We start from the raw sequence: 23,768 nt of genomic DNA on the forward strand, positions 1-23,768 counted from the left end.
CGCCCTGTCACTCCCCGGCGGAGAAGGTTGTCGTCCGGTTCGCCGATGGCGTGCCGCCGCCCGCGTTGTCGTCGGCGATGCGCTCGTGGTGGCGGATCACCTCGGCGATGATGAAGTTGAGGAATTTCTCCGCGAAGGCCGGGTCGAGTCTGGCGTCGGAGGCGAGGGCGCGCAGCCGGGCGATCTGGCGGGCCTCGCGGTCCGGGTCGGCGGGCGGCAGCCGGTGCTCGGCCTTGAGGCGGCCGACCTGCTGGGTGCACTTGAAGCGTTCGGCGAGCATGTGGATGACGGCCGCGTCGATGTTGTCGATGCTGTCGCGCAGCCTGGTGAGTTCCTCGCGGACGGCGGGGTCGACGTCACCGCCGGCATTGCTGGTGGTCATGGGGTGTCAGCCTACGGTGCGGGCGGGGCGGTCCCCTGGGGGTGCCCGTACAGTGGAATCGGGTTCTGGGCGCGCTCGGGGGTGCGACGTGGCGAACGGCGGACCGGTGGAGCACGGCTACCCGCATCTGGAGACGGTGCGGGAGGCCGTCACCGCGCTGTACAAACGGCTGTCGTACGACACGGTCAGCACGTTCTCGGTGAGCGTGGCGCCGGCCGACGTGGCGTTCTGCGACACGGACGATCTTCATCTGGGTGCGCAGCGGGTGGCCCGCGAGATGGTGCGGCACTACCGGTTGCCGGACGCCCTGCCGATCGTCGGGTTCCGGGAGATGACGCATGCGGCGAATGTGGAACTCGCGGCGGGGCCCGAGTACTTCATCGAGCTGAACGACCGGTTCCGTACGCATCGGCGGGACATCGGGGCGGCGCTGGCGCACGAGGTGGCGCATGTCTATCTGCACCGGCTGGGGCTGTCGTTCCCGGGGACACGGGACAACGAGATCCTGACGGACACGACGGCGACGTACCTGGGAGCGGGGTGGCTGCTGCTGGACGCGTTCCGTGAGGACGGGGCGTCGTCGCAGAAGCTGGGGTATCTCACGCCGGAGGAGTTCGGGTACGTGCTGGCGAAGCGGTCGCTGCTGTTCGGGGAGGACCCGTCGGTGTGGTTCACCAGCCCGCAGGCGTACACGGCGTACGGGAAGGGGATGACGCTGGCGCGGCGGGACGGGGAGCAGCCGCCGTTGCGCTCCGCGGGGTGGGCGGGGCGGAGGCGGTACGCGCGGGACCGGCGGCATGCGCAGGACCAATCCGTGGCGGAAGGGGGGCGGGGCGATGTGGCGTACCGCTTCACGGCCGACGACCAGTTGCGGGTGTCGTTCCCGTGCCCTACGTGTCATCAGCGGATCCGGGTGCCGGTGAAGGGACGTGTGCGGGCGCGGTGCGGGTTGTGCCGCACGGTGCTGGAGTGTGACACCTAGGGGTGGCTTGTCGGTACCGCATGATTCCCTGTGCTCGGTGGAACCGCTGTCCAGGGGTTCGCTATTTTGTTCGCCGCCGTCCCCACCGGCTCATGTCCGTCCCCCTTCCCTCCCGAGGAGCCGGCCCGTGGATTCCGAGTCCGCCGTCACCACCTGCTACCGCCATCCCCGGGTGGAGTGCCACGTGCGCTGCACGCGCTGCGAGCGGTACATCTGCCCGGACTGCATGCGGGAGGCGGCCGTGGGCCACCAGTGCCCCGAGTGCGTGAAGGAGGGCGCGCGCTCGGTACGCCGGGCCCGCACCGTGGTGGGCGGCACCGTGTCGGCGGTGCCGGTCGTGACGTATGTGCTCATCGCCCTCAACGTGCTGGTGTATCTGGCGGAGTTGGTGCGGCCGGAGATCGTGGACCGGTTCGCGATGGTGGGCGCGGAACTGCTCGGCCCGGACGGCGGGCACTACGTGTGGGTCGACCCGTACCCCGGGGGCTTCACCCCGGAGGGGGTGGTGGACGGGGAGTGGTACCGGATGCTGACCGGGGCGTTCCTGCATCTGCCGCCCACGGAGGGGACGTTCGGCGTCCTGCACATCGTGATGAACATGGTCGCGCTGTGGAATCTGGGCCGACTCGTGGAGCCGATGCTGGGCCGGGTGCACTATCTCGCCCTGTATCTGCTGTCGGCGCTGGGCGGTTCGGTACTGGTGCTGCTCATCGCGCCCGGGGACGCCGTGGTCGGCGCGTCCGGTGCGATCTTCGGCGTGGGCGCCGCGTACTACGTCATGGCACGGCGCGTCGGGGCCGACCTGGGCCAGGTCAACCGGTTCATGGCGGGGCTGCTGCTGTGGCTGGTGATCTCCGCGGTCGTCACGTCCTGGGAGGGCCATCTCGGCGGGCTGCTGGCGGGCGGTGCGGTGGCGCTGGTCTTCGCGTACGTGCCCCGGGGCAGGTACCGGGTGCTGATCCAGGCGGCTGCCTGTGCCGCCCTGCTGGTGCTGCTGGCCGTGCTGGCCCTGGGGAAGGCCGCGGCACTGGGCAACGGCGCCGTCTGAACCGTCTTTTTTCGTACGCTTGGCCCATGAAACGTGCCCTGCTCGCGGCCCTGTCCGTCGTCGCCGTCGTCGCTCTCGCGGCGACGGGCTGCTCGTCCGCCGACTCCCCCGCACCGGCGAAGAACGAGACGGCGGCGAGTCTGGCCAGTCCCGCCAAGAAGGAACTCGCTCAGCGCATAGTCGCCAGTGCCGAGAACGGCACACTCGACTGGCGCAGCGCCTACGGCTACATCGAGGACATCGGCGACGGCCAGGGCTACACCGCGGGCATCATCGGCTTCTGCACGGGCACGCACGATCTGCTCACCCTGGTCGAGAAGTACACCGAGGACCATCCCGGCAACGGCCTCGCCCGCTATCTGCCGGCGCTGCGCGAGGTCGACGGGACGGACTCGCACGAGGGCCTGGACCCGGGGTTCAGGGCGGCGTGGAAGGCGGAGGCGAAGCGCCCCGAGTTCCGTGCCGCGCAGGACGCCAAGCGGGACAGGGAGTACTTCGACCCGGCGGTGCGACGGGCCAAGGGGGACGGGCTGTCCGCGCTGGGCCAGTTCATCTACTACGACGCGATCGTCTACCACGGCCCCGGTAACGGTCCCACGAGCTTCGGCGGCATCCGCGCGGCGGCCATGAAGCGGGCGGACACGCCTGCGGAGGGCGGCGACGAGAAGGCGTACCTCTCGGCCTTCCTCGACATACGCCGCAAGGCGATGCGGGTGCTGCACCCCGGCCACGACACCAGCCGCGTGGACACCGCCCAGCGCCGCTTCCTCAACGAGGGCAACCTGGACCTCGACACCCCGCTGAAGTGGACGATGTACGGGGTGTCCTACAAGGTGGCGTGAGCCGGACATGCGGGGGCGCCTGCCCAGTCGTCCGGTCGGGGACTGGCGGGCAGGCGCCACCTGGTGTTCCGTACGCCTTTGTACGGGACGCATATGACGGACCGTCAGGGTCCTGTGGTGAGCCGCTCCGTCAGACCGCCAGCGCGCGGTCCGTCGGGCGGATCGGGGCCGGCAGCTCGCTCGCCCCGGTGAGGAAGCGGTCGCAGCCCCGCGCAGCCGAGCGGCCCTCGGCGATCGCCCACACGATGAGCGACTGGCCGCGGCCGGCGTCACCGGCGACGAACACACCCGGCACATTGGTCTGGAAGTCGGCGTCGCGGGCGATGTTACCGCGCTCATCGAGCTCCAGGCCGAACTGTTCGACCAGTCCGTTGTCCCGGTCGGTACCGGTGAAGCCCATGGCGAGGGTGACGAGCTGGGCGGGGATCCTGCGCTCGGTGCCCGGCTTCGGGGTGAGCCTGCCGTCGACGAACTCGACCTCGCTCATGTGCAGCCACTGGACGTTGCCGTCCTCGTCGCCCTCGAAGTGGGTGGTGGAGACGGAGTAGACCCGCTCACCGCCCTCCTCGTGGGCCGACGTGACCTTGTAGAGCATCGGGAAGGTCGGCCACGGCTGGGAGACCGGGTTCCGCTCCTCGCTCGGGCGGGGCATGATCTCCAGCTGGGTGACGGAGGCCGCGCCCTGGCGGTGGGCGGTGCCCACGCAGTCGGCGCCGGTGTCACCGCCGCCGATCACCACGACATGCTTGCCCTCGGCCGAGATCGGCGGGGCCACGTAGTCGCCCTCCTGCACCTTGTTGGCCAGCGGCAGGTACTCCATGGCCTGGTGGATGCCCTTGAGCTCACGGCCGGGCACCGGCAGGTCCCGCGCGGTCGTGGCGCCGACGGCGAGGACCACGGCGTCGTACCGCTTGCGCAGCGCCGTCGCCGGCATGTCACGGCCGATCTCGACACCGGTGCGGAACTTGGTGCCCTCCGCGCGCATCTGCTCGATACGGCGGTTGATGTGCCGCTTCTCCATCTTGAACTCGGGGATGCCGTAGCGGAGCAGGCCCCCGACGCGGTCGGCGCGCTCGTAGACGGCGACCGTGTGGCCGGCCCGGGTCAGCTGCTGTGCGGCGGCCAGACCCGCGGGGCCGGAACCGACGACCGCGACGGTCTTGCCGGACAGGCGCTCGGGGATCCTCGGGGCGACGTCCCCGGTCTCCCACGCCTTGTCGATGATCGAGACCTCGACGTTCTTGATGGTGACCGGCGGCTGGTTGATGCCGAGCACGCACGCCGACTCGCACGGAGCCGGGCACAGCCGACCGGTGAACTCCGGGAAGTTGTTGGTGGCGTGCAGCCGCTCGGAGGCGGCGCCCCAGTCCTCGCGGTAGGCGTAGTCGTTCCACTCGGGGATGAGGTTCCCCAGCGGACAGCCGTTGTGGCAGAACGGGATGCCGCAGTCCATGCAGCGGCTCGCCTGCTTGCTGATGATCGGCAGCAGGGAACCGGGGACGTAGACCTCGTTCCAGTCCTTCGTGCGCTCCTCGACCGGACGGGACCTGGCGACCTCGCGGCCGTGGTTCAGAAAGCCCTTCGGGTCAGCCATTGATCGCCGCCTCCATCATCTTCTCGGTGATCTCGGTCTCGGACAGACCGGCTCGCTCGGCGGCGTCCTTGGCGGCGAGCACTGCCTTGTAGGTGCTGGGGATGATCTTGCTGAAGCGCTCTACGGCGGTGTCCCACTCGGCGAGCAGCTTCTCGGCGACGGTGGAACCCGTCTCCTCCTGGTGCCGGCGAACCACGTCGTGCAGCCACCGCTTGTCGTCGTCGTCCAGTTCGTGGACGGCGGACAGGTTGCCGGCGTTGACGTTGTCCCGGTCGAGGTCGATGACGTAGGCGATGCCGCCGGACATGCCGGCCGCGAAGTTGCGCCCGGTCTCGCCGAGGACGACCGCGTGCCCGCCGGTCATGTACTCGCAGCCGTGGTCGCCCACGCCCTCGGAGACGACCAGCGCGCCGGAGTTGCGGACACAGAACCGCTCACCCGTACGACCGCGCAGGAACATCTCGCCGCCGGTCGCACCGTAGGCGATGGTGTTGCCCGCGATGGTGGAGTACTCGGCGAGGTGGTCGGCCGCGCGGTCCGGGCGGACCACGATCCGGCCGCCGGACAGGCCCTTGCCGACGTAGTCGTTGGCGTCGCCCTCCAGGCGCAGCGTGACACCGCGCGGGACGAAGGCGCCGAAGGACTGGCCGGCGGAGCCGGTGAAGGTGATGTCGATGGTGTCGTCGGGCAGGCCCGCGCCGCCGAACTTCTTGGTCACCTCGTGGCCGAGCATGGTGCCGACCGTGCGGTTGATGTTGCGGATGGCGACCTGGGCGCGCACCGGCTGGGCGTCCTCGGCGCCGGAGGCGGAGAGCGCGTCGGCGGCGAGCCTGATCAGCTCGTTGTCGAGCGCCTTCTCCAGGCCGTGGTCCTGGGCGACCGCCTGGTGGCGGACCGCGCCGTCGGGCAGCTCGGGCACGTGGAACAGCGGCTCCAGCTCCAGGCCCTGCGCCTTCCAGTGGTTCACCGCGCGGGTGACGTCGAGGACCTCGGCGTGGCCGACGGCCTCCTCGAGGGAGCGGAAGCCCAGCTCGGCGAGAAGCTCGCGGACCTCCTCGGCGATGAACCGGAAGAAGTTCACGACGTACTCGGCCCTGCCCGTGTACCGGTCGCGCAGCACCGGGTTCTGCGTGGCGATGCCGACCGGGCAGGTGTCCAGGTGGCAGACGCGCATCATGACGCAGCCGGAGACGACCAGCGGGGCGGTCGCGAAGCCGAACTCCTCGGCGCCGAGGAGGGCGGCGACGACCACGTCGCGGCCGGTCTTGAGCTGGCCGTCGGTCTGTACGACGATCCGGTCGCGCAGGCCGTTGAGCAGCAGGGTCTGCTGGGTTTCGGCAAGGCCGAGCTCCCAGGGACCGCCGGCGTGCTTCAGCGACGTGAGCGGCGAGGCGCCCGTGCCGCCGTCGTGGCCGGAGATCAGCACGACGTCCGCGTGGGCCTTGGACACACCCGCGGCGACCGTGCCGACGCCGACCTCGGAGACCAGCTTGACGTGAATGCGCGCCTGGGGGTTGGCGTTCTTCAGGTCGTGGATCAGCTGGGCGAGGTCCTCGATGGAGTAGATGTCGTGGTGCGGCGGCGGGGAGATGAGCCCCACGCCCGGCGTGGAATGCCGGGTCTTCGCGACCCACGGGTAGACCTTGTGACCGGGCAGCTGGCCGCCCTCGCCGGGCTTGGCGCCCTGGGCCATCTTGATCTGGATGTCGTCGGAGTTGACCAGGTACTCGGAGGTCACCCCGAAGCGGCCGGAGGCGACCTGCTTGATGGACGACCGGCGGGCCGGGTCGTACAGGCGCTCCGGGTCCTCGCCGCCCTCACCGGTGTTGGACTTGCCGCCCAGCTGGTTCATGGCGATGGCCAGGGTCTCGTGCGCCTCCTGGGAGATGGAGCCGTACGACATGGCGCCGGTGGAGAACCGCTTGACGATCTCGGACACCGGCTCGACCTCGTCGAGCGGGATGGGCTTGCGGTCGCTCTTGAAGCCGAAGAGGCCGCGGAGCGTCATCAGCCGCTCGGACTGCTCGTTCACCCGCTCGGTGTACTTCTTGAAGATCTCGTAGCGGCCGGAGCGCGTGGAGTGCTGGAGGCGGAAGACCGTCTCCGGGTCGAACAGGTGCGGCTCGCCCTCACGGCGCCACTGGTACTCGCCGCCGATCTCCAGCGCCCGGTGCGCGGGCGCGATGCCGGAGGCCGGGTAGGCCTTGGCGTGGCGGGCGGCGACCTCCTTGGCGATGACGTCGATGCCGACGCCGCCGATCTTGGTGGCGGTGCCGTTGAAGTACTTCTCGACGAAGTCCTCCGCCAGGCCGACGGCCTCGAACACCTGCGCGCCGCGGTAGGAGGCGACGGTCGAGATGCCCATCTTGGACATGACCTTCAGGACGCCCTTGCCGAGGGCGTGGATCAGGTTGCGAATGGCCTTCTCGGACTGGATGTCCGGCAGGAAGGTGCCCGCGCGGACCAGGTCCTCGACGGACTCCATCGCCAGGTAGGGGTTGACGGCCGCGGCGCCGTAGCCGATGAGCAGGGCGACGTGGTGGACCTCGCGGACGTCACCGGCCTCCACCAGCAGACCCACGTGGGTGCGCTGCTTGGTGCGGATCAGGTGGTGGTGGACGGCCGCGGTGAGCAGCAGCGACGGGATCGGCGCGTGCTCGGCGTCGGAGTGCCGGTCGGACAGGACGATGAGGCGGGCGCCGTTCTCGATGGCGGCGTCGGCCTCGGCGCAGATCGCCTCGATGCGCTCGGCGAGGGCCTCGCCGCCGCCGGAGACCCGGTACAGGCCGGAGAGGGTCGCGGCCTTGAAGCCGGGCATGTCGCCGTCGGCGTTGATGTGGATGAGCTTGGCCAGCTCGTCGTTGTCGATCACCGGGAAGGGCAGCGTGACGCTGCGGCACGCCGCGGCGGTCGGCTCCAGCAGGTTGCCCTGCGGGCCCAGCGAGGAGTGCAGGGAGGTGACCAGCTCCTCGCGGATCGCGTCCAGCGGCGGGTTGGTGACCTGGGCGAACAGCTGGGTGAAGTAGTCGAAGAGCAGCCGCGGGCGCTCGCTGAGCGCGGCGATCGGCGAGTCGGTGCCCATCGAGCCGATCGGCTCGGCGCCGGCCTTGGCCATCGGCGCGATCAGGACCCGCAGTTCCTCCTCGGTGTAGCCGAAGGTCTGCTGGCGGCGGGTGACCGAGGCGTGGGTGTGCACGATGTGCTCGCGCTCGGGCAGGTCGGACAGCTCGATCTCGCCTGCCTCGAGCCAGTCCGCGTAGGGGTGCTCGGCGGCGAGCCGCGACTTGATCTCGTCGTCCTCGATGATGCGGTGCTCGGCGGTGTCGACGAGGAACATGCGGCCGGGCTGGAGGCGTCCCTTGCGGACGACCTTGGCCGGGTCGATGTCGAGCACGCCGACCTCGGAGCCGAGGACGACCAGACCGTCGTCGGTGACCCAGTAGCGGCCCGGGCGCAGACCGTTGCGGTCGAGTACGGCGCCGACCTGGGTGCCGTCGGTGAAGGTGACGCAGGCGGGGCCGTCCCAGGGCTCCATCATCGTGGAGTGGTACTGGTAGAAGGCGCGCCGCGCGGGGTCCATGGAGTCGTGGTTCTCCCACGCCTCCGGGATCATCATCAGCACGGAGTGCGGCAGGGAGCGGCCGCCCAGGTGAAGGAGCTCCAGGACCTCGTCGAAGGAGGCGGAGTCGGAGGCGTCGGGGGTGCAGACCGGGAAGATCCGCTCGAGGGTCTTCTTCTCGCCGAACAGTTCGGAGGCGAGCTGGGACTCGCGGGCGCGCATCCAGTTGCGGTTGCCCTTGACGGTGTTGATCTCACCGTTGTGCGCGACGAAGCGGTACGGGTGCGCCAGCGGCCACGAGGGGAAGGTGTTCGTGGAGAACCGGGAGTGCACGAGCGCGATGGCGGAGCCGAAGCGGCGGTCGGACAGGTCCGGGAAGAACGGCTCGAGCTGACCGGTGGTCAGCATGCCCTTGTAGACGATGGTGCGGGCCGACAGGGACGGGAAGTAGACGCCCGCCTCCCGCTCGGCGCGCTTGCGCAGCACGAACGCCTTGCGGTCGAGTTCGATGCCCCGGGCCTGCCCGGCGCTGACGAAGATCTGCCGGAACACCGGCATCGTCGAACGGGCGGTGGCACCGAGCAGCTGGGGCGCGACCGGCACCTCGCGCCAGCCGAGGACGGTCAGGTCCTCGTCGGCGGCGATCTCCTCGATCCGGGCGACGGCGGCGTCGGCGCCGTCCTCCGGGAGGAAGGCGATGCCGACGGCGTAGCCGCCCGCCTCGGGCAGCTCGAATCCGGCCACCTCGCGGAAGAAGGCGTCGGGCACCTGGGAGAGGATTCCCGCGCCGTCGCCGGAGTCCGGCTCGGAGCCGGTGGCGCCGCGGTGTTCGAGGTTGCGCAGGACCGTGAGGGCCTGCTCGACCAGGGTGTGGGACGCCTCGCCGGTGAGGGTGGCGACGAAGCCGACGCCGCAGGCATCGTGCTCGTTGCGGGGGTCGTACATACCCTGCGCGGCAGGGCGAGCATCCATGAACGACCAGTTCGGGCGGTCGCTCGGAGAATGCTGGGACGGCTGGCGCGGCGTACGCATCGGCTCTCCCGTCGTCGTCATGTGGCATTTTCAGGTGCCGAGGGACGACGTTGGCCCTCGCGAAGGTGCAAAATTTGCTGCAGGTTACATGATGGAGCGGTTCTCGGAAACCGGGACACTCAGTTCCAGCATGCGGACACCGCTCGGGTCGCGGCGGGGGTTCCGCGCCTGGCGGTGGAAGCTATGGAGACCGGGCCGGGCAGATCGATGTCCGTCGGTCATAGCGGGAAAGAGCTCCTTCGCCCCATCCCGCGGGCACGCCGCCGGCCTCTTTGCCCACAGCGCTTACGGCTCATGCCCAGTGGCCATGCAGCCGAAACCAGCAATTTACGGCTACTTATGCGGCTGCTCGCATAGGCACGCGAGGCGTTATCCTATGGCCGTTCCGAAAAACGTGCCCAGGGCGTACGTCACACCGGCCGCCGCGCCACCGAGGGCGAGCTGCCGCAGACCGCTGTACCACCAGGTGCGCGCCGTCACCTTGGCCACCACCGCGCCGCACAGGAAGAGGCCGAGCAGCGCCAGCAGCACGGCCGGCCACAGGCTGCTCGCGCCGAGCAGATACGGCAGCACAGGGAGCAGGGCGCCCACCGCGAAGGAGCCGAAGCTGGACACGGCGGCGACGGTGGGCGAGGGAAGCTCGCCGGGGTCGATGCCCAGTTCCTCGCGGGCGTGGATCTCCAGGGCCTGCTCGGGGTCCTTCGAGAGCTGCCGGGCGACCTCGCGGGCCAGGTCGGAGTCGACACCGCGGGCCTCGTAGAGGGCGGCGAGTTCGGCCTCCTCGTCGTCCGGGTGCTTGCGCAGCTCGCGCCGCTCGACGGCCAGCTCGGCCTCGACCAGCTCGCGCTGGGAGGCGACGGAGGTGTACTCACCGGCCGCCATGGAGAAGGCGCCGGCGGCCAGTCCGGCCAGACCGCTGAGGACGACCGTCTGCTGGCTGACGGCGCCGCCGGTGACGCCGGTCATCAGGGCGAGGTTGGAGACCAGTCCGTCCATCGCGCCGAAGACCGCGGGGCGCAGCCACCCGCCGTTCACATCCCGGTGCGTGTGGTTGTCGCGGTGCGCCTCGTGCAGCGTCGCCTCGGTCTCGATGATGGCCATGCCTGCGTCCCCCAGAGTCTTCTTTGGACAAGTTCTACTCTTCGACAACGCTCAATCTACGCCTCCTCACCCCCTCTCGCCAGCAAGGAAAGGCTGGGCTAACCTGCGCTTTTGCGCCGTCCGCTCGTTTGTGTAGCTCAACACACAGATGTCGACCGGGTGACGCTGAGGCCGCTGAGGCTGCGCCGGACACCGCACCGGGGGACAGTTCCGCCAAGGGCTCCGCGCCTCTTACGGGCCGTACCACCGGCGCCCGGAGACGCCCTGGGGCCGCGCGAGCGGACGCGCGGCGCGCTGCTCGGTCTGGCCATCGGCGACGCGCTGGGCCGTCGGCTGCCTCCCCACAGGGCGGCACGGGTGGGCACGACGGCACCCCGCCGGCGCCGGGCTGCGCGCCGCTCCACGCTCCGCGCTCCGCGGGCAGTCGTGCCTCCCCCAGTGCCTTAAGGGCCTGGGAGGTACCCCCAGGGCGATGGGGGTCCCCCCGCTCGAGCGAAGCCGAGAGTGGGGGAGGGTGGGCGCGACGGCACCCCGCCGGCGCCGCCACACCCTGAGCCTCACCGCTCCCGCGGGCAATCGTGCCGCAGGGCGGCACGGGTGGGCGCGACGGCACCCCGCAAGCGCCGGGCTGCGCAACCACCCCCGGCCCACACGCACCGAGGGCGCCCAGGAAAACCCGGACGCCCTCGACGCAGTACCGCAACCCGTCAGCTCTTCTTCGCCGACCCGGCCCCATCCTTGGAGTCCTCGACGGACGCGGTCCCCTCGGAGTCCTTCAGGTCCTCGGAGCTTTCGGAGTCCCCGGAGTCCATACCGGACGCGGAGTCCTCCTCCACGGACGAAGCACCCTCCTCGCCGCTTCCGGAGCCCGGCTCCACGACATCCTCCCGCCCCGGCCGCTTCCGCGCAGACAGCACGATGTACAGCACAGCCAGCAGGAACACGACGATCGACGTCCAGTTGTTCAGCCGCAGTCCAAGAATCTCGTGCGCCTCATCAACCCGCATGTACTCGATCCAGAACCGCCCCACGCAGTACGCCGCGACATACAGCGCAAACGCCCGCCCATGCCCGAGCTTGAACCGCCGGTCGGCCCAGATCACCAGCAGCGCCACACCGATGCACCACAGCGACTCGTAGAGGAACGTCGGGTGGTACGTACCCGGAGTCCGCCCGTCGGCGGAGGACGTGATCTCCACCGCCCACGGCAGATCCGTAGGCCGCCCGTACAGCTCCTGGTTGAACCAGTTGCCCCAGCGGCCGATCGCCTGGGCGAAGGCGATGCCCGGCGCGACGGCGTCGGCGTAGGCGGGCAGCGCGATCCCCCGGCGCCGGCAGCCGATCCAGGCACCCAGCGCACCGAACGCAATCGCGCCCCAGATGCCGAGGCCGCCCTCCCAGATCTTGAAGGCGTCCACCCAGTCACGGCCCTCGCTGAAGTACAGCTGGTAGTCCGTGATCACGTGGTAGAGCCGGCCGCCGATCAGGCCGAAGGGCACCGCCCAGACAGCGATGTCGGCCACCGTGCCGGCCCGCCCGCCCCGGGCGACCCAGCGCTTGTTGCCGAGCCAGACGGCAACGAAGACGCCGATGATGATGCAGAACGCGTAGCCGCGCAGCGGAACGGGGCCGAGGTACAGCACCCCGCTCGACGGGCTGGGAATGTAGGCAAGTTCCATGGCAAGGTCGACGCTACCGTGCCGGACCGGCCGCGCGGCGGGCGGCCCGGCAACGGCTCCGTAACAGGAACATCGGAGTTCCCCGGGAGACGGGGGCTACCCCTTGCTGGCTTCCTTGCTGGCCCCCTTGCCGGCCCCCTTGTTGGCCTCCTCCACCATCTGCTTCAGCTTCTCCGGCGTCATCGAGCGGTCCTCGTAGATGTTCCTGCCGTCGAACAGCACGGTGGGCGTGCCTCTGAAGCCGCCCTTCTGGAAGGCCTCGTTCGACTTCACGACCCAGCTGTTGTGCGTGCCGTCCTCGACGCAGGTGCGGAACTCCGGGGTGTCGAGCCCGTCGACCTTGCCGGCCAGCTCGATCAGTTTGTCCTTGTCGGCGAAGGCGTCGTCGCTCTCCATCGGCTGGTTCTGGAACAGCACGTCGTGGTATGGGGTGAACTTCCCGGCGTCCTGGGCGCAGGCTGCGGCATTGGCCGAGTTCAGGGAGCCGGAGCCACCCAGTCCTCCGTCGATCAGCGTGACCAGGTGGTACTCGACCTTCAGCTGACCGGCGTCGGTGAGCTCGTGGATCGTCGGACTGTAGTTCTGCTCGAACGCCTTGCAGGCCGGGCAGCGGAAGTCCTCCCACACCGTGAGCGTGGCCTTGGCGCTCTCCTTGCCGACCGGAATGGCGAGGCCGTCCTTGCCCAGGGCCCCCGAGGGCGCCACGACGGGGCCGGACGCCTCGTTCTCGTCGTCCCCTGCGGAGTTGGCGGCGATGACGCCGATCACCGCCGCGAGTGCCAGGACACAGACCACGCTCCCGCCTACGATCAGGGCGCGGCGCCGCTTCTCCGCCGCCTTTTGCTTCTCGCGCTCGACCGCCATCCGCTCCCTGGCGGTGCGCTTTCCCTCACGGTTCTTGTCGCTCACACCCCGCAGAACGAACCGGGGAGGCGCACAGCGCCTCCCCGGTCCCAGGTCCACCCTTATGGGGGATCCGTATGACTGACGTCGGACACCCGGCCGGTCACGCCTGCCCGCGCACTCCCCGGGCCAGATCGCCGGCGAGGGCGCGCACGGCCTCGATCCCGGCCGCGTCGTCGGGGGCGTCCAGCATCCGCTTGACGAAGGCCGAACCGACGATGACGCCGTCGGCGAAGCCGGCGACCTCGGCGGCCTGGGCGGCGTTGGAGACCCCGAGGCCGACGCAGACCGGGATGTCGGTGGTGGCGCGGGTGCGCCGCACCAGGTCCTCGGCCTGGGCGCCGACCGACTCGCGGGTGCCGGTGACACCCATCAGGGAGGCGGCGTAGACGAAGCCGCTGCCGGCCGCGGTGATCTCGGCCAGCCGCTCGTCCTTGCTGCTGGGCGCGACCACGAAGACGGTGGCGAGTCCGTGCTTCTCCGCGTGCTCCCGCCACAGCGCCGACTCCTGCACGGGCAGGTCGGGCAGGATGCACCCGGCACCGCCCGCCTCGGCGAGCTCGGCGGTGAACCGCTCGACGCCGTAGCGGTCGATGGGGTTCCAGTACGTCATGACGAGGATCGGCTTGCCGGTGGCAGCGTGCGCCTCGCGCACCGTGCGCATCACGTCGGCGATCTTCACCCCGCCGCGCAGGGCGATGTCGTCGGCGGTCTGGATGACCGGGCCGTCCAGGACGGGGTCACTGTGCGGCAGGCCCACCTCGACGACGTCGGCGCCGCCCCCCAGGGCGGCCTTGACCGCCTCGATGCCGCCGTCCACGGTGGGGAACCCGGCCGGGAGGTAGGCGATGAGGGCGGCACGGCCCTCGGACTTCGCCGCGGCGAGGGTGTCGTTCAGCAGCTGCACGTTCCCGCTCACTTGGCGTCCCCCTTGATCTCGGCGGTGCCGGCCTCGTCGGCGGCGACCTCGGCGTCGGCGTCGTACAGACCGAAGTAGCGCGCGGCGGTGTCCATGTCCTTGTCGCCGCGCCCCGACAGGTTGACCACGATCAGGCCGTCCGTGCCCAGCTCCCTGCCGACCTCCAGGGCGCCGGCCAGCGCGTGGGCGCTCTCGATGGCCGGGATGATGCCCTCGGTGCGCGAGAGCAGGCGCAGTGCCTGCATCGCGGCGTCGTCGGTGACCGCGCGGTACTCGCCGCGCCCGCTGTCCTTGAGGTAGGCGTGCTCGGGCCCGATGCCCGGGTAGTCCAGGCCGGCCGAGATCGAGTACGGCTCGGTGATCTGGCCCTCGTCGTCCTGGAGGACGTAGGACCGGGAGCCGTGCAGGATGCCGGGCTCGCCCGCCGTGAGGGTGGCCGCGTGCTCGCCGCTCTCGATGCCGTGTCCGGCGGGTTCGTAGCCGATGAGCCGTACGTCCGGGTCGGGGATGAAGGCGTGGAACAGGCCGATGGCGTTGGAGCCGCCGCCGACGCAGGCGATGGCGGCGTCGGGCAGGCGCCCGGCGCGCTCCAGGAGCTGGCGGCGGGCCTCGACCCCGATGACGCGGTGGAAGTCGCGCACCATCGCCGGGAAGGGGTGCGGTCCCGCGACCGTGCCGAAGAGGTAGTGGGTGCGGTCCACGTTGGCGACCCAGTCCCGGAACGCCTCGTTGATGGCGTCCTTCAGGGTGCGGCTGCCGGACTTCACGGCGATGACCTCGGCGCCGAGCATGCGCATCCGGGCCACGTTGAGGGCCTGGCGCTGGGTGTCGATCTCACCCATGTAGATCGTGCAGTCGAGGCCGAAGAGCGCGCAGGCGGTGGCGGTGGCCACGCCGTGCTGGCCGGCGCCGGTCTCGGCGATGACGCGGGTCTTGCCCATGCGCTTGGTCAGGAGGGCCTGGCCGAGCACGTTGTTGATCTTGTGCGAGCCGGTGTGGTTCAGGTCCTCGCGCTTGAGGAAGATCCTCGCCCCGCCGGCGTGCTCTGCGAAACGCGGGACCTCGGTGAGCGCGCTGGGGCGGCCGGTGTAGTGGACCAGGAGGTCGTCGAGTTCCCGGGCGAACTCGGGGTCGGACTTGGCCTTGTCGTACTCGACGGCGACCTGGTCGACTGCCGCGACGAGGGCCTCGGGGATGAACTTGCCGCCGAAGGCGCCGAAGTAGCCTTCGGCGCTGGGGATGTGCCCCTCCGGGTCGGGGATGAAGAAGGTGCTGGGCATGCGTGTACCTCACGGTGAGTGTGTTGGGCACTAATCTCCGTGGGGGCGGGGACTGATGGTCGGCTGCGGACGGGCTGTGGCTTGTCGCGCAGTTCCCCGCGCCCCTAGGTCGGCTGGTGCCATCGCATGCCGTTGACCTGCCCGGGTTCGTCGCCGATGACGTACCGCACCCGGCGGCCATGCACCCTGCGCGCGGGCGCGCGGCAGCCCCGGGGCCGACAGCCGCGCGCGAGGCGGGCGTACGGGTCCCTGGGGGCCGGAGGGAGTGCGTGTGTCATCGGGGGCAGCCTACCGAGGTGTCAGCCGCGGCCGTGGCGCAGTGCGGGGTGTTCGCCCGCTGCCACCAGGTCGGAGACGGCCGTCTTCGGGTCCTTGCCGGTGACCAGGGACTCACCGACCAGGACCGCGTCGGCGCCGGCGTTGGCGTAGGCGATGAGGTCGTGCGGGCCGCGGACGCCGGACTCGGCGACCTTGACCAGGTGGGCGGGGATCTCGGGGACCACCCGCTCGAAGGTTCCGCGGTCGACCTCGAGGGTCTTGAGGTTGCGCGCGTTGATCCCGATGACCTTGGCGCCCGCGTCGACCGCGCGCTCGACCTCGTCCTCGTCGTGGACCTCGACGAGCGGGGTGAGCCCGATGGACTCGGCGCGCTCGATCAGCGACTCCAGGGCGGGCTGGTCGAGGGCGGCGACGATCAGCAGCACGAGGTCGGCGCCGTACGCGCGGGCCTCCCAGAGCTGGTAGGAGGTGACGATGAAGTCCTTGCGCAGCACGGGGATGTCCACGCGCGCACGAACAGCCTCGAGGTCCTCCAGCGAGCCGCCGAAGCGGCGCTGTTCGGTGAGGACGGAGATCACGGCGGCGCCGCCCGCCTCGTAGTCCGCGGCGAGTCCCGCCGGGTCGGCGATCGCGGCCAGCGCGCCCTTGGACGGGCTGGAACGCTTGACCTCGCAGATCACCTTGACGCCATCGCCGCGCAGGGCGGCCACGCCGTCCTTGGCCGCGGGGGCCTTCGCCGCGCGCTCCTTGAGCTCGTCGAGGCTGACGCGCGCCTGCCGCTCCGCGAGGTCGGCACGGACTCCGTCGATGATCTCGTCGAGCACACTCACGCGAGCGGCCCCCTTCCTGACGGTCGGTCTTCGATGGTCACTGCGATGGTATCCGCAGCAGGGCGTATGCCTGGCATCCGGTCCCACTACCTGGACGTTCACCATGTGATCAAGGATGCAACCAGCCACCGAACGGCAGGTTCCGGACAACTGTGAAAGCGAGCAGCAGCGCTCCCAGCGACCACAGGAGCACCGGTGGCGGATCGATGCGCAGCGGCGGTCCGCCGCGCACCGCGCGGATCACCCAGACGGTCCACAGCGCGGCGAAGCCGGCGTATCCGACGACGGCGGGCGCGTTGGCCTGGAGCGCGGCCAGCAGGTCGCCGTGGACGACCGCGTGCGCGCTGCGCAGCCCGCCGCAGCCGGGGCAGTACAGGCCGGTGAGGTGGAGCAGCGGACAGACGGGGTAGTGACCGGGCTCGTTGGGGTCGACGGCCCCGACGTAGGCGAAGGCTCCGGCGACGGCCGCGAGCACGGCGGCGGGGACGGCCAGCCGTGCCCCCCTGCCGCGGGGAACGTTAGGACTGCGGGCGTTCACGCTGTGCATTGTCCCCCGAACACGGGTCAGGGGCGGTTCCGGCTCCGCCGTTGCGGGCCGCCGCCCCTGTCCGGAGTGCGTGTGCGGTGGGTGCCGCTCAGCCCTCGGCGCCGGCCGGCGTGCGATCGCCGGTCATCTTGTGGACGGGGTGGTTGCTCTTCGGCTGGCCCAGGCCCATCGAGCGCATGATGGCGCCCACGACGCCGCCGAGGAGAATTACGCCCATGCTCGCCCAGAAGCCCACGGGCTGGTTCATCACCATGAAGGCACCACCGGCGCAGAAACCGATGAAGGCGATGATGACACCGGTCCAGGCGGCCGGGGTGTGACCGTGGCTGCTGCCCGCCATTGCTTGCTCCTCGTTGCTGTGTGCGTGTCTGAGCAGGACGCTCCCCGTCATTGTCCCGCACCCACCCGGCCGCCGTGCCCCGGGGTGGGCCTGGGGGCGTTGCGCGTCCGCCCTGGCCGCGCCTGCTCGGCGGCCAGGCGCTACGCCCCCGTGGGGTCCTCGCCCCTGTCCAGCGCCTTCCAGAGGTCCTCCGGGCGGTCCGGGTCGACCGCGGCCGGCCTGCGGCGCGGCCGTGCCTCCGCTCCGCCCCGCTCGTAGCGGCCGGACATCGCCGGCCACAGCGTCCCGTACCGCAGCGCCAGCAGCCCCGCCGCCAGCAGCAGCACACCGCCCGCGGCGGCGACGTACGGCCACGCCGTGTGGCTGAGGGCGTCCACCGTCGCCGAGGTGTCGCCGGACACCTGTGCCGCCTGCTCGTTCAGTGCCCCGCGGTCCGACGCCCCGAGCAGCGCCGCCGTGATCGTGCCCGCGCCGGAGAGCGCGAGCACCGCGGCGACGGCGAAGCGGCCGGTGCGGCGTACGGCAAAGATGGCGACGAGCGCGGCCAGCCCCACGACGGCCAGGGCGGCGGGGACGCCGGTGACGTCGCTGCCGTTGGCGGTCAGGGGGAACGCGCCGCCGGCCACCGTCGTGGTGCCCTCCGACCACTGCTGCCGGGTGGCGAGGAGGACCACGGCGGCGCCGAGGGCGCCGCAGAGCAGCGCGGCGGCGAGGCTGAGGCGGCCGGCCCTGGCGGTGCCGGCGGCCCCGGAACGGGGGGTAGGTACAGCAGTCACGGCATCCACTATCGCCTGAACCCCGGGCGAACCGTCACCCGGGGTTCATCTCACGCCTTTCCCAGCCGGTTCGCGGTGTGAACGGCGCGCAGCACGGCGGCGGCCTTGTTGCGGCACTCGGTGTCCTCGGCGACCGGGTCGGAGTCGGCGACGATACCGGCTCCCGCCTGGACGTAGGCGGTGCCGTCCCGCAGCAGGGCGGTGCGGATGGCGATGGCGGTGTCGGAGTCGCCGGCGAAGTCGAGGTAGCCGACACAGCCGCCGTACAGCCCGCGCCGGGACGGCTCGAGTTCATCGATGATCTGCATCGCGCGGGGCTTGGGCGCGCCCGAGAGCGTGCCGGCCGGGAAGCAGGCGGTGAGCACGTCGAAGGCGGTGCGGTCGCCGGTGACGCGGCCGGTGACCGTGGACACGATGTGCATGACGTGCGAGTACCGCTCGATGGACATGAAGTCGACGACCTCGACGGAGCCGGGTTCGCAGACCCGCCCGAGGTCGTTGCGGCCCAGGTCGACGAGCATGAGGTGCTCGGCGCGCTCCTTGGGGTCCGCGAGGAGTTCGTCGGCGAGGGCCTGGTCCTCCTGCGGGGTGGCGCCGCGGTGCCGGGTGCCGGCGATGGGGTGGACCATGGCCCGCCCGTCCTCGACCTTGACCAGGGCCTCGGGGGAGGATCCGGCCACGTCGAAGCCGTCGAAGCGGAACAGGTACATGTACGGCGACGGGTTGGTGGCCCGCAGCACCCGGTAGACGTCGAGGGCGCTCGCCGTGCACGCGGTCTCGAACCGCTGCGAGGGCACGACCTGGAAGGCCTCGCCCGCGCGGATGCGTTCCTTGACGTCCTCCACGGCCTGCTGGAAGTCGGGGCCGCCCCACCGCGCGGAGTACTCGGGCAGTTCGGAGGGCGGCAGCACGGCCGGGGGCTGGGCGACCGGGCGGGCGAGGTCCGCCTCCATGGCGTCGAGCCGGGCCACGGCGTCCGCGTACGCCTCGTCGACGCCGGTCTCCAGGTCGTTGTGGTTGATCGCGTTGGCGATCAGCCAGACCGAGCCCTCCCAGTGGTCCATGACAGCCAGGTCGCTGGTGAGCAGCATGGTCAGTTCGGGCAGTTTCAGGTCGTCCCGCTCGCCGGGGCCGATCTTCTCCAGGCGGCGCACGATGTCGTAGCCGAGATAGCCGACCATGCCGCCGGTGAAGGGCGGCAGGCCCAGGTCGTGGGCGAGGTCGCGGGGGGTGTGCAGGGCCCCCAGGGTGGCGCGCAGCGCGGCGAGCGGATCGCCGTCCACGGGGACGCCGACGGGCGGGGTGCCCTCCCAGTGCGCCTGCCCGTCGCGTTCGGTGAGGGTCGCGGCGCTGCGGACGCCGACGAACGAGTAGCGGGACCAGGACCTTCCGTTCTCCGCCGACTCGAGCAGGAAGGTGCCGGGGCGCTCGCCGGCGAGTTTGCGGTAGAGCGCGACCGGGGTGTCGCCGTCGGCGAGGAGCTTGCGGGTGACGGGGATGACGCGGCGGTCGGTGGCGAGCTTGCGGAAGGTCTCGAGGTCCATGGCGGCTGACCCTACTGATCCGCGGCGGGGGCGTCCGCCACCAGCACGTCGGCGTCGAAGCAGGTGCGGGCGCCGGTGTGACAGGCGGCGCCGACCTGGTCGACCTTGACCAGCACGGTGTCGGCGTCGCAGTCCAGGGCGACCGACTTCACCCACTGGACGTGCCCGGATGTGTCCCCTTTCACCCAGTACTCCTGGCGGCTGCGCGACCAGTAGGTGCAGCGGCCGGTGGTCAGCGTGCGATGCAGCGCCTCGTCATCCATCCAGCCCAGCATCAGCACCTCTCCGGTGTCGTACTGCTGGGCGATGGCGGGCAGGAGGCCGTCGGCGCTGCGCTTGAGCCGTGCGGCGATCTCCGGGTCGAGGCGGCTGAAGGGGGCGCCCTGGCGCGAAGCGCCTCCCTGGGGGGCGGTGGCCGGGCGACGGGCGGGCGTGCTGGTCATGCGGACCATTGTGCCGCGCCCGGGCAGGCGGACCGGGGCTCTGTCCGCTGGGCGGACCCGGCGCCCGGCCGTAGGCTGGCCTGCATGTCGACCCATGCCAAGCGTGAACGACTTCTCCTGGCCGATCTGCTGGAGACCACGGGCCCGGACGCCCCCACCCTGTGCGAGGACTGGACCACCCGGGATCTGGCCGCCCATGTGGTGGTGCGCGAGCGCCGTCCCGACGCGGCGGGCGGAATACTCGTCAAGCAGCTCACACCGCGGCTGGAGCGGGTGATGGCGGAGTACACCGCCAAGCCGTACGAGGAACTGATCCAGCTGATTCGGACCGGTCCGCCGCGCTTCTCGCCCTTCTCGCTGAAGCAGGTCGACGAGCTGTCGAACACCGTGGAGTTCTACGTCCACACCGAGGACGTCCGCCGGGCCCAGCCGGAGTGGACGCCGCGCGAGCTGGACCCGGTGTTCCAGGACGCCCTGTGGTCCCGTCTGGAACGCTCCGCGCGCCTGCTGGGCCGCGGTGTTCCGACGGGCCTGGTGCTGCGCCGTCCGGACGGCCGGACGGTGGTGGCGCACCGTGGCGCCCCGGTGGTCACGGTGACCGGGGAGCCGTCCGAGCTGGTGCTGTTCGCCTACGGCCGGCAGAGCGCGGCCAAGGTCGAGGTGGACGGCGACGAGAACGCGATCGCGAAGCTGCGGGAGACCAAACAGCTCGGCATCTGATCCGCACCCGGAAGGCGCAGCTCGTGATCAAAGTGGCCATGACCAGCGTGTACGTGGACGACGTGGCGAAGGCGCAGGCCTTCTACACCGATGTCCTCGGCTTCGAGACCCGTACCCATATGGATATGGGCGACGGCACGCTGTTCGTCACCGTGGGGGCGCGCGAGGGCGCCCAGCCGGATCTAGAACTGCTGCTGGAACCGGGGCAGGGGCCCATCGCCGAGCCGTACCGCCGGGCGGTGCGGGAGGCGGGGCTGCCCTCGATCGTGTTCTCCGTGGACGACCTCCGCGCGGAGTACGAGCGGCTGCGCGGGGAGGGGGTGCACTTCGTGCAGGACCCGCTGGAGCAGGGTCCGGTGCTCTCCGCGGTCCTGGACGACACGGTCGGCAACCTCGTCCAGCTGGTTCAGCCGATCGGCTGAGCTCACCGCACCGGGTGGCCGGCCTCCCGCAGCGTCTCCTTGACCTGGCCGATGCGCAGGTCGCCGAAGTGGAAGACCGAGGCGGCCAGTACGGCGTCCGCGCCCGCCGCGACCGCGGGCGGGAAGTCGGCGAGCTTTCCGGCGCCGCCGGAGGCGATCACCGGCACGGTGACGTGCTTGCGGACGGCGGCGAGCATCTCCAGGTCGTAGCCGTCCTTGGTGCCGTCGGCGTCCATGGAGTTCAGCAGGATCTCGCCCGCGCCCAGTTCGGCGGCGCGGTGCGCCCATTCCACCGCGTCGATGCCGGTGCCGCGGCGGCCGCCGTGCGTGGTCACCTCGAACGAGCCGGTCCCGGTGCGGCGGGCGTCCACCGACAGGACCAGGACCTGCCGGCCGAAGCGTTCGGCGATCTCGCGGATGAGCTCGGGGCGGGCGATCGCCGCGGTGTTCACGCCGACCTTGTCGGCGCCCGCGCGCAGCAGCTTGTCCACGTCCTCGGCGGTGCGCACGCCGCCGCCGACGGTGAGCGGGATGAACACCTGCTCGGCGGTGCGGCGCACCACGTCGTAGGTGGTCTCACGGTTGCCGGACGAGGCGGTGATGTCCAGGAACGTCAGCTCGTCGGCGCCCTCGGCGTCGTACACCTTGGCCATCTCGACGGGGTCGCCCGCGTCGCGCAGGTTCTGGAAGTTGACGCCCTTGACGACCCGGCCGTTGTCCACGTCCAGGCAGGGGATGACTCGGACCGCCAGGGTCATGAATCCACGGCTCCTCTGAATGCTTCGAGTTCCACTGAGACCAGTACGCGCGGGTCGATGAAGCCCTCGACCACCAGGAGGGTGGTGACCGGGCGCACCGCGTCGAACAGCTCCTTGTGCGCGCGTGCGGCCTCTTCGACGTCCCGCGCGTGGGCGAGATGGAGGCGGGTGCGGATCACGGACCCGATGCCGAGCCCGTACGCGCCGAGCGCCTCCAGGGCGAGGGTGAAGGCCACCCTGGTCTGTTCGTAGGGGTCGCCCTCCCCGTGGAGCAGATCGCCCTGGAAGGCGGTGGTGCCCGCCACCAGGACGCGGTCGCCCGCCGCGACGGCGCGCGCGGAGCCGAGGGTCTCCTCCCAGGGATTCCCGCTCTGCACGCGCCGTACGGCGTCGGACGTCATCGGCCTGTGTCCTTCGTCAAGACGTGGCCTCCAGGGCCTCTTCCAGGGTGAACGCCTTGGCGTAGAGGGCCTTGCCCACGATGGCGCCCTCGACGCCGAGCGGGACGAGCCCGGCGATGGCGCGCAGGTCGTCGAGGGAGGAGACACCGCCGGAGGCGACGACCGGACGGTCGGTGGCACCACAGACGTTCTTCAGCAGCTCCAGGTTGGGGCCCTGGAGCGTGCCGTCCTTGGCGATGTCGGTGACGACGTAGCGGGCGCAGCCCTCCTTGTCGAGACGCTCCAGCGTCTCGTAGAGGTCGCCGCCGTCGCGGGTCCAGCCGCGGCCGCGCAGCGTGGTGCCGCGGACGTCGAGACCGACGGCGATCTTGTCGCCGTGCTCGGCGATGACCCGGGCGACCCACTCGGGGGTCTCCAGGGCGGCGGTGCCAAGGTTGACGCGGGTGCAGCCGGTGGCGAGGGCGGCGGCGAGGGTGTCGTCGTCGCGGATGCCGCCGGACAGCTCGACCTTGATGTCCATCGCCCCGGTGACCTCGGCGATCAGCGCGCGGTTGTCGCCGGTGCCGAACGCGGCGTCCAGGTCGACCAGGTGCAGCCATTCGGCGCCCGAGCGCTGCCAGGCGAGGGCGGCCTCCAGCGGGGAGCCGTACGACGTTTCCGTCCCGGACTCGCCGTGCACAAGGCGGACGGCCTGGCCGTCGCGGACGTCGACGGCGGGGAGGAGTTCGAGCTTGGCCATGTCTCTACAGGGTTCCGATCCAGTTGGTGAGGAGCTGGGCACCGGCGTCGCCGGACTTCTCGGGGTGGAACTGGGTGGCCCACAGGGCGCCGTTCTCCACGGCCGCCACGAACGGCTTGCCGTGGGTGGACCAGGTGACCAGCGGGGCGCGCATCGCGGGGTTCGTGGTCTCGAGCGTCCAGTCGTGGACGGCGTAGGAGTGCACGAAGTAGAAGCGGGCGTCCGCGTCGAGGCCGGCGAAGAGCTCGGAGCCGGCCGGGGCGTCCACGGTGTTCCAGCCCATGTGGGGCACGACCTCGGCCTGGAGCGGCTCGACGGAGCCGGGCCACTCCTCGAGGCCCTCGGTCTCCACGCCGTGCTCGATGCCCCGCGCGAAGAGGATCTGCATGCCGACGCAGATGCCCATCACGGGGCGGCCGCCGGACAGCCGGCGGTCGACGATCCAGTCGCCGCGCGCCTCCTTCAGCCCCTTCATGCAGGCGGCGAAGGCGCCGACGCCGGGCACCAGCAGCCCGTCGGCGTTCATCGCCCGGTCGAAGTCCCGGGTGATCTCCACGTCGGCTCCCGCGCGGGCGAGGGCGCGCTCGGCGGAGCGGACGTTGCCGAAGCCGTAGTCGAAGACCACGACCTTCCTGGTGGTGCTCAAGG

24 protein-coding genes are annotated in these 23,768 nt (G+C 71.1%); 5 read left to right on the forward strand and 19 right to left on the reverse strand.

The genetic code is table 11. The annotated features are described in order from the left end of the window. Positions 1–7 precede the first annotated feature (7 nt). A complete protein-coding gene (locus AB0L56_RS23915) occupies positions 8–382 on the reverse strand; it encodes a chorismate mutase (RefSeq protein WP_361030039.1) in 375 nt (124 codons plus the stop codon). 88 nt (positions 383–470) lie between these two features. On the opposite strand from AB0L56_RS23915, the gene AB0L56_RS23920 reads away from it, so the two are divergent. The 3 genes from AB0L56_RS23920 (at position 471) to AB0L56_RS23930 (ending at position 3,254) form a co-directional block, all read left to right on the forward strand. After that, the gene (locus tag AB0L56_RS23920) at positions 471–1,364 is read left to right on the forward strand and encodes a hypothetical protein (protein WP_361030036.1); all 894 of its coding nucleotides are present in this window, start codon (positions 471–473) and stop codon (positions 1,362–1,364) included. A 127-nt stretch (positions 1,365–1,491) separates the two neighbouring features. Further along, the gene (locus tag AB0L56_RS23925) at positions 1,492–2,412 is read left to right on the forward strand and encodes a rhomboid family intramembrane serine protease (protein ID WP_365426138.1); all 921 of its coding nucleotides are present in this window, start codon (positions 1,492–1,494) and stop codon (positions 2,410–2,412) included. A gap of 26 nt (positions 2,413–2,438) precedes the next feature. Next, complete coding sequence (locus AB0L56_RS23930; protein ID WP_361030030.1) at positions 2,439–3,254, forward strand: chitosanase; 816 nt, start codon at positions 2,439–2,441, stop codon at positions 3,252–3,254. Between the two features lie 130 nt (positions 3,255–3,384). On the opposite strand, the gene AB0L56_RS23935 is transcribed toward AB0L56_RS23930, so the two are convergent. The 14 genes from AB0L56_RS23935 to hisI all read right to left on the reverse strand — a co-directional run bounded on the left by AB0L56_RS23935 (position 3,385) and on the right by hisI (position 20,080). Then, positions 3,385–4,848 (reverse strand): glutamate synthase subunit beta, encoded by a 1,464-nt coding sequence (locus AB0L56_RS23935; protein WP_365426142.1) that lies wholly within the window; start codon positions 4,846–4,848, stop codon positions 3,385–3,387. Continuing rightward, positions 4,841–9,439, reverse strand: a complete 4,599-nt coding sequence (gene gltB / locus AB0L56_RS23940) for a glutamate synthase large subunit (RefSeq protein ID WP_365426210.1) — start codon at positions 9,437–9,439, stop codon at positions 4,841–4,843. The genes AB0L56_RS23935 and gltB overlap by 8 nt, the downstream gene beginning before the upstream one ends. A 369-nt stretch (positions 9,440–9,808) precedes the next feature. Then, a complete protein-coding gene (locus AB0L56_RS23945; protein WP_365426145.1) occupies positions 9,809–10,540 on the reverse strand; it encodes a VIT1/CCC1 transporter family protein in 732 nt (243 codons plus the stop codon). 707 nt (positions 10,541–11,247) lie between these two features. Beyond that, positions 11,248–12,219, reverse strand: coding sequence for a prolipoprotein diacylglyceryl transferase (lgt, locus tag AB0L56_RS23950; protein ID WP_365426148.1), 972 nt, complete (start codon positions 12,217–12,219; stop codon positions 11,248–11,250). Positions 12,220–12,315: 96 nt separating this feature from the next. After that, positions 12,316–13,128: a thioredoxin domain-containing protein gene (locus AB0L56_RS23955; protein ID WP_361030018.1), complete on the reverse strand. Its 813-nt coding sequence runs from the start codon at positions 13,126–13,128 to the stop codon at positions 12,316–12,318. Between the two features lie 97 nt (positions 13,129–13,225). After that, positions 13,226–14,041, reverse strand: coding sequence for a tryptophan synthase subunit alpha (trpA, locus tag AB0L56_RS23960; protein ID WP_365426152.1), 816 nt, complete (start codon positions 14,039–14,041; stop codon positions 13,226–13,228). Next, positions 14,038–15,321 (reverse strand): tryptophan synthase subunit beta, encoded by a 1,284-nt coding sequence (gene trpB / locus AB0L56_RS23965; protein ID WP_365426155.1) that lies wholly within the window; start codon positions 15,319–15,321, stop codon positions 14,038–14,040. Before trpB ends, trpA begins: the two co-directional genes overlap by 4 nt. Before the next feature lie 104 nt (positions 15,322–15,425). Continuing rightward, complete coding sequence (locus AB0L56_RS23970) at positions 15,426–15,599, reverse strand: hypothetical protein (protein ID WP_365426159.1); 174 nt, start codon at positions 15,597–15,599, stop codon at positions 15,426–15,428. A gap of 21 nt (positions 15,600–15,620) precedes the next feature. Continuing rightward, on the reverse strand, positions 15,621–16,430 hold the full coding sequence (gene trpC, locus AB0L56_RS23975) for an indole-3-glycerol phosphate synthase TrpC (protein WP_365426162.1): 810 nt from the start codon (positions 16,428–16,430) through the stop codon (positions 15,621–15,623). A 109-nt stretch (positions 16,431–16,539) separates the two neighbouring features. Continuing rightward, positions 16,540–16,977, reverse strand: a complete 438-nt coding sequence (locus tag AB0L56_RS23980; RefSeq protein ID WP_365426165.1) for a DUF2752 domain-containing protein — start codon at positions 16,975–16,977, stop codon at positions 16,540–16,542. Between the two features lie 88 nt (positions 16,978–17,065). Continuing rightward, positions 17,066–17,317, reverse strand: a complete 252-nt coding sequence (locus AB0L56_RS23985) for an HGxxPAAW family protein (protein ID WP_361030002.1) — start codon at positions 17,315–17,317, stop codon at positions 17,066–17,068. A gap of 140 nt (positions 17,318–17,457) precedes the next feature. Beyond that, entirely contained in the window at positions 17,458–18,102 is a 645-nt protein-coding gene (locus AB0L56_RS23990) for a TIGR02234 family membrane protein (RefSeq protein ID WP_365426169.1), read from the reverse strand. Positions 18,103–18,143: 41 nt separating this feature from the next. After that, the gene (locus AB0L56_RS23995; RefSeq protein ID WP_365426172.1) at positions 18,144–19,637 is read right to left on the reverse strand and encodes an anthranilate synthase component I; all 1,494 of its coding nucleotides are present in this window, start codon (positions 19,635–19,637) and stop codon (positions 18,144–18,146) included. An 11-nt stretch (positions 19,638–19,648) separates the two neighbouring features. Further along, positions 19,649–20,080, reverse strand: a complete 432-nt coding sequence (gene hisI / locus AB0L56_RS24000) for a phosphoribosyl-AMP cyclohydrolase (RefSeq protein ID WP_361029993.1) — start codon at positions 20,078–20,080, stop codon at positions 19,649–19,651. A gap of 84 nt (positions 20,081–20,164) precedes the next feature. Between hisI and AB0L56_RS24005 the strand changes: the two genes are divergently transcribed. Next, positions 20,165–20,800, forward strand: a complete 636-nt coding sequence (locus AB0L56_RS24005; RefSeq protein WP_365426176.1) for a TIGR03085 family metal-binding protein — start codon at positions 20,165–20,167, stop codon at positions 20,798–20,800. A 23-nt stretch (positions 20,801–20,823) separates the two neighbouring features. Then, positions 20,824–21,222 (forward strand): VOC family protein, encoded by a 399-nt coding sequence (locus AB0L56_RS24010; RefSeq protein WP_361029987.1) that lies wholly within the window; start codon positions 20,824–20,826, stop codon positions 21,220–21,222. Positions 21,223–21,224: 2 nt separating this feature from the next. Here AB0L56_RS24010 and hisF read toward each other — a convergent pair whose 3' ends face one another. Genes hisF through hisH form a run of 4 tightly spaced genes read right to left on the reverse strand, consistent with a single transcriptional unit; the run spans position 21,225 to position 23,766 of the window. Then, complete coding sequence (gene hisF, locus AB0L56_RS24015; RefSeq protein WP_361029984.1) at positions 21,225–21,980, reverse strand: imidazole glycerol phosphate synthase subunit HisF; 756 nt, start codon at positions 21,978–21,980, stop codon at positions 21,225–21,227. Further along, a complete protein-coding gene (locus AB0L56_RS24020; RefSeq protein WP_361029981.1) occupies positions 21,977–22,381 on the reverse strand; it encodes a Rid family hydrolase in 405 nt (134 codons plus the stop codon). Before AB0L56_RS24020 ends, hisF begins: the two co-directional genes overlap by 4 nt. Before the next feature lie 16 nt (positions 22,382–22,397). Next, entirely contained in the window at positions 22,398–23,120 is a 723-nt protein-coding gene (gene priA / locus AB0L56_RS24025) for a bifunctional 1-(5-phosphoribosyl)-5-((5-phosphoribosylamino)methylideneamino)imidazole-4-carboxamide isomerase/phosphoribosylanthranilate isomerase PriA (RefSeq protein WP_365426182.1), read from the reverse strand. 4 nt (positions 23,121–23,124) lie between these two features. Next, on the reverse strand, positions 23,125–23,766 hold the full coding sequence (hisH, locus tag AB0L56_RS24030; RefSeq protein WP_361029974.1) for an imidazole glycerol phosphate synthase subunit HisH: 642 nt from the start codon (positions 23,764–23,766) through the stop codon (positions 23,125–23,127). Positions 23,767–23,768 lie beyond the last annotated feature (2 nt).

The sequence above is a fragment of the Streptomyces sp. NPDC052079 genome (assembly GCF_040680275.1).
Classification (GTDB): Bacteria; Actinomycetota; Actinomycetes; order Streptomycetales; family Streptomycetaceae; genus Streptomyces.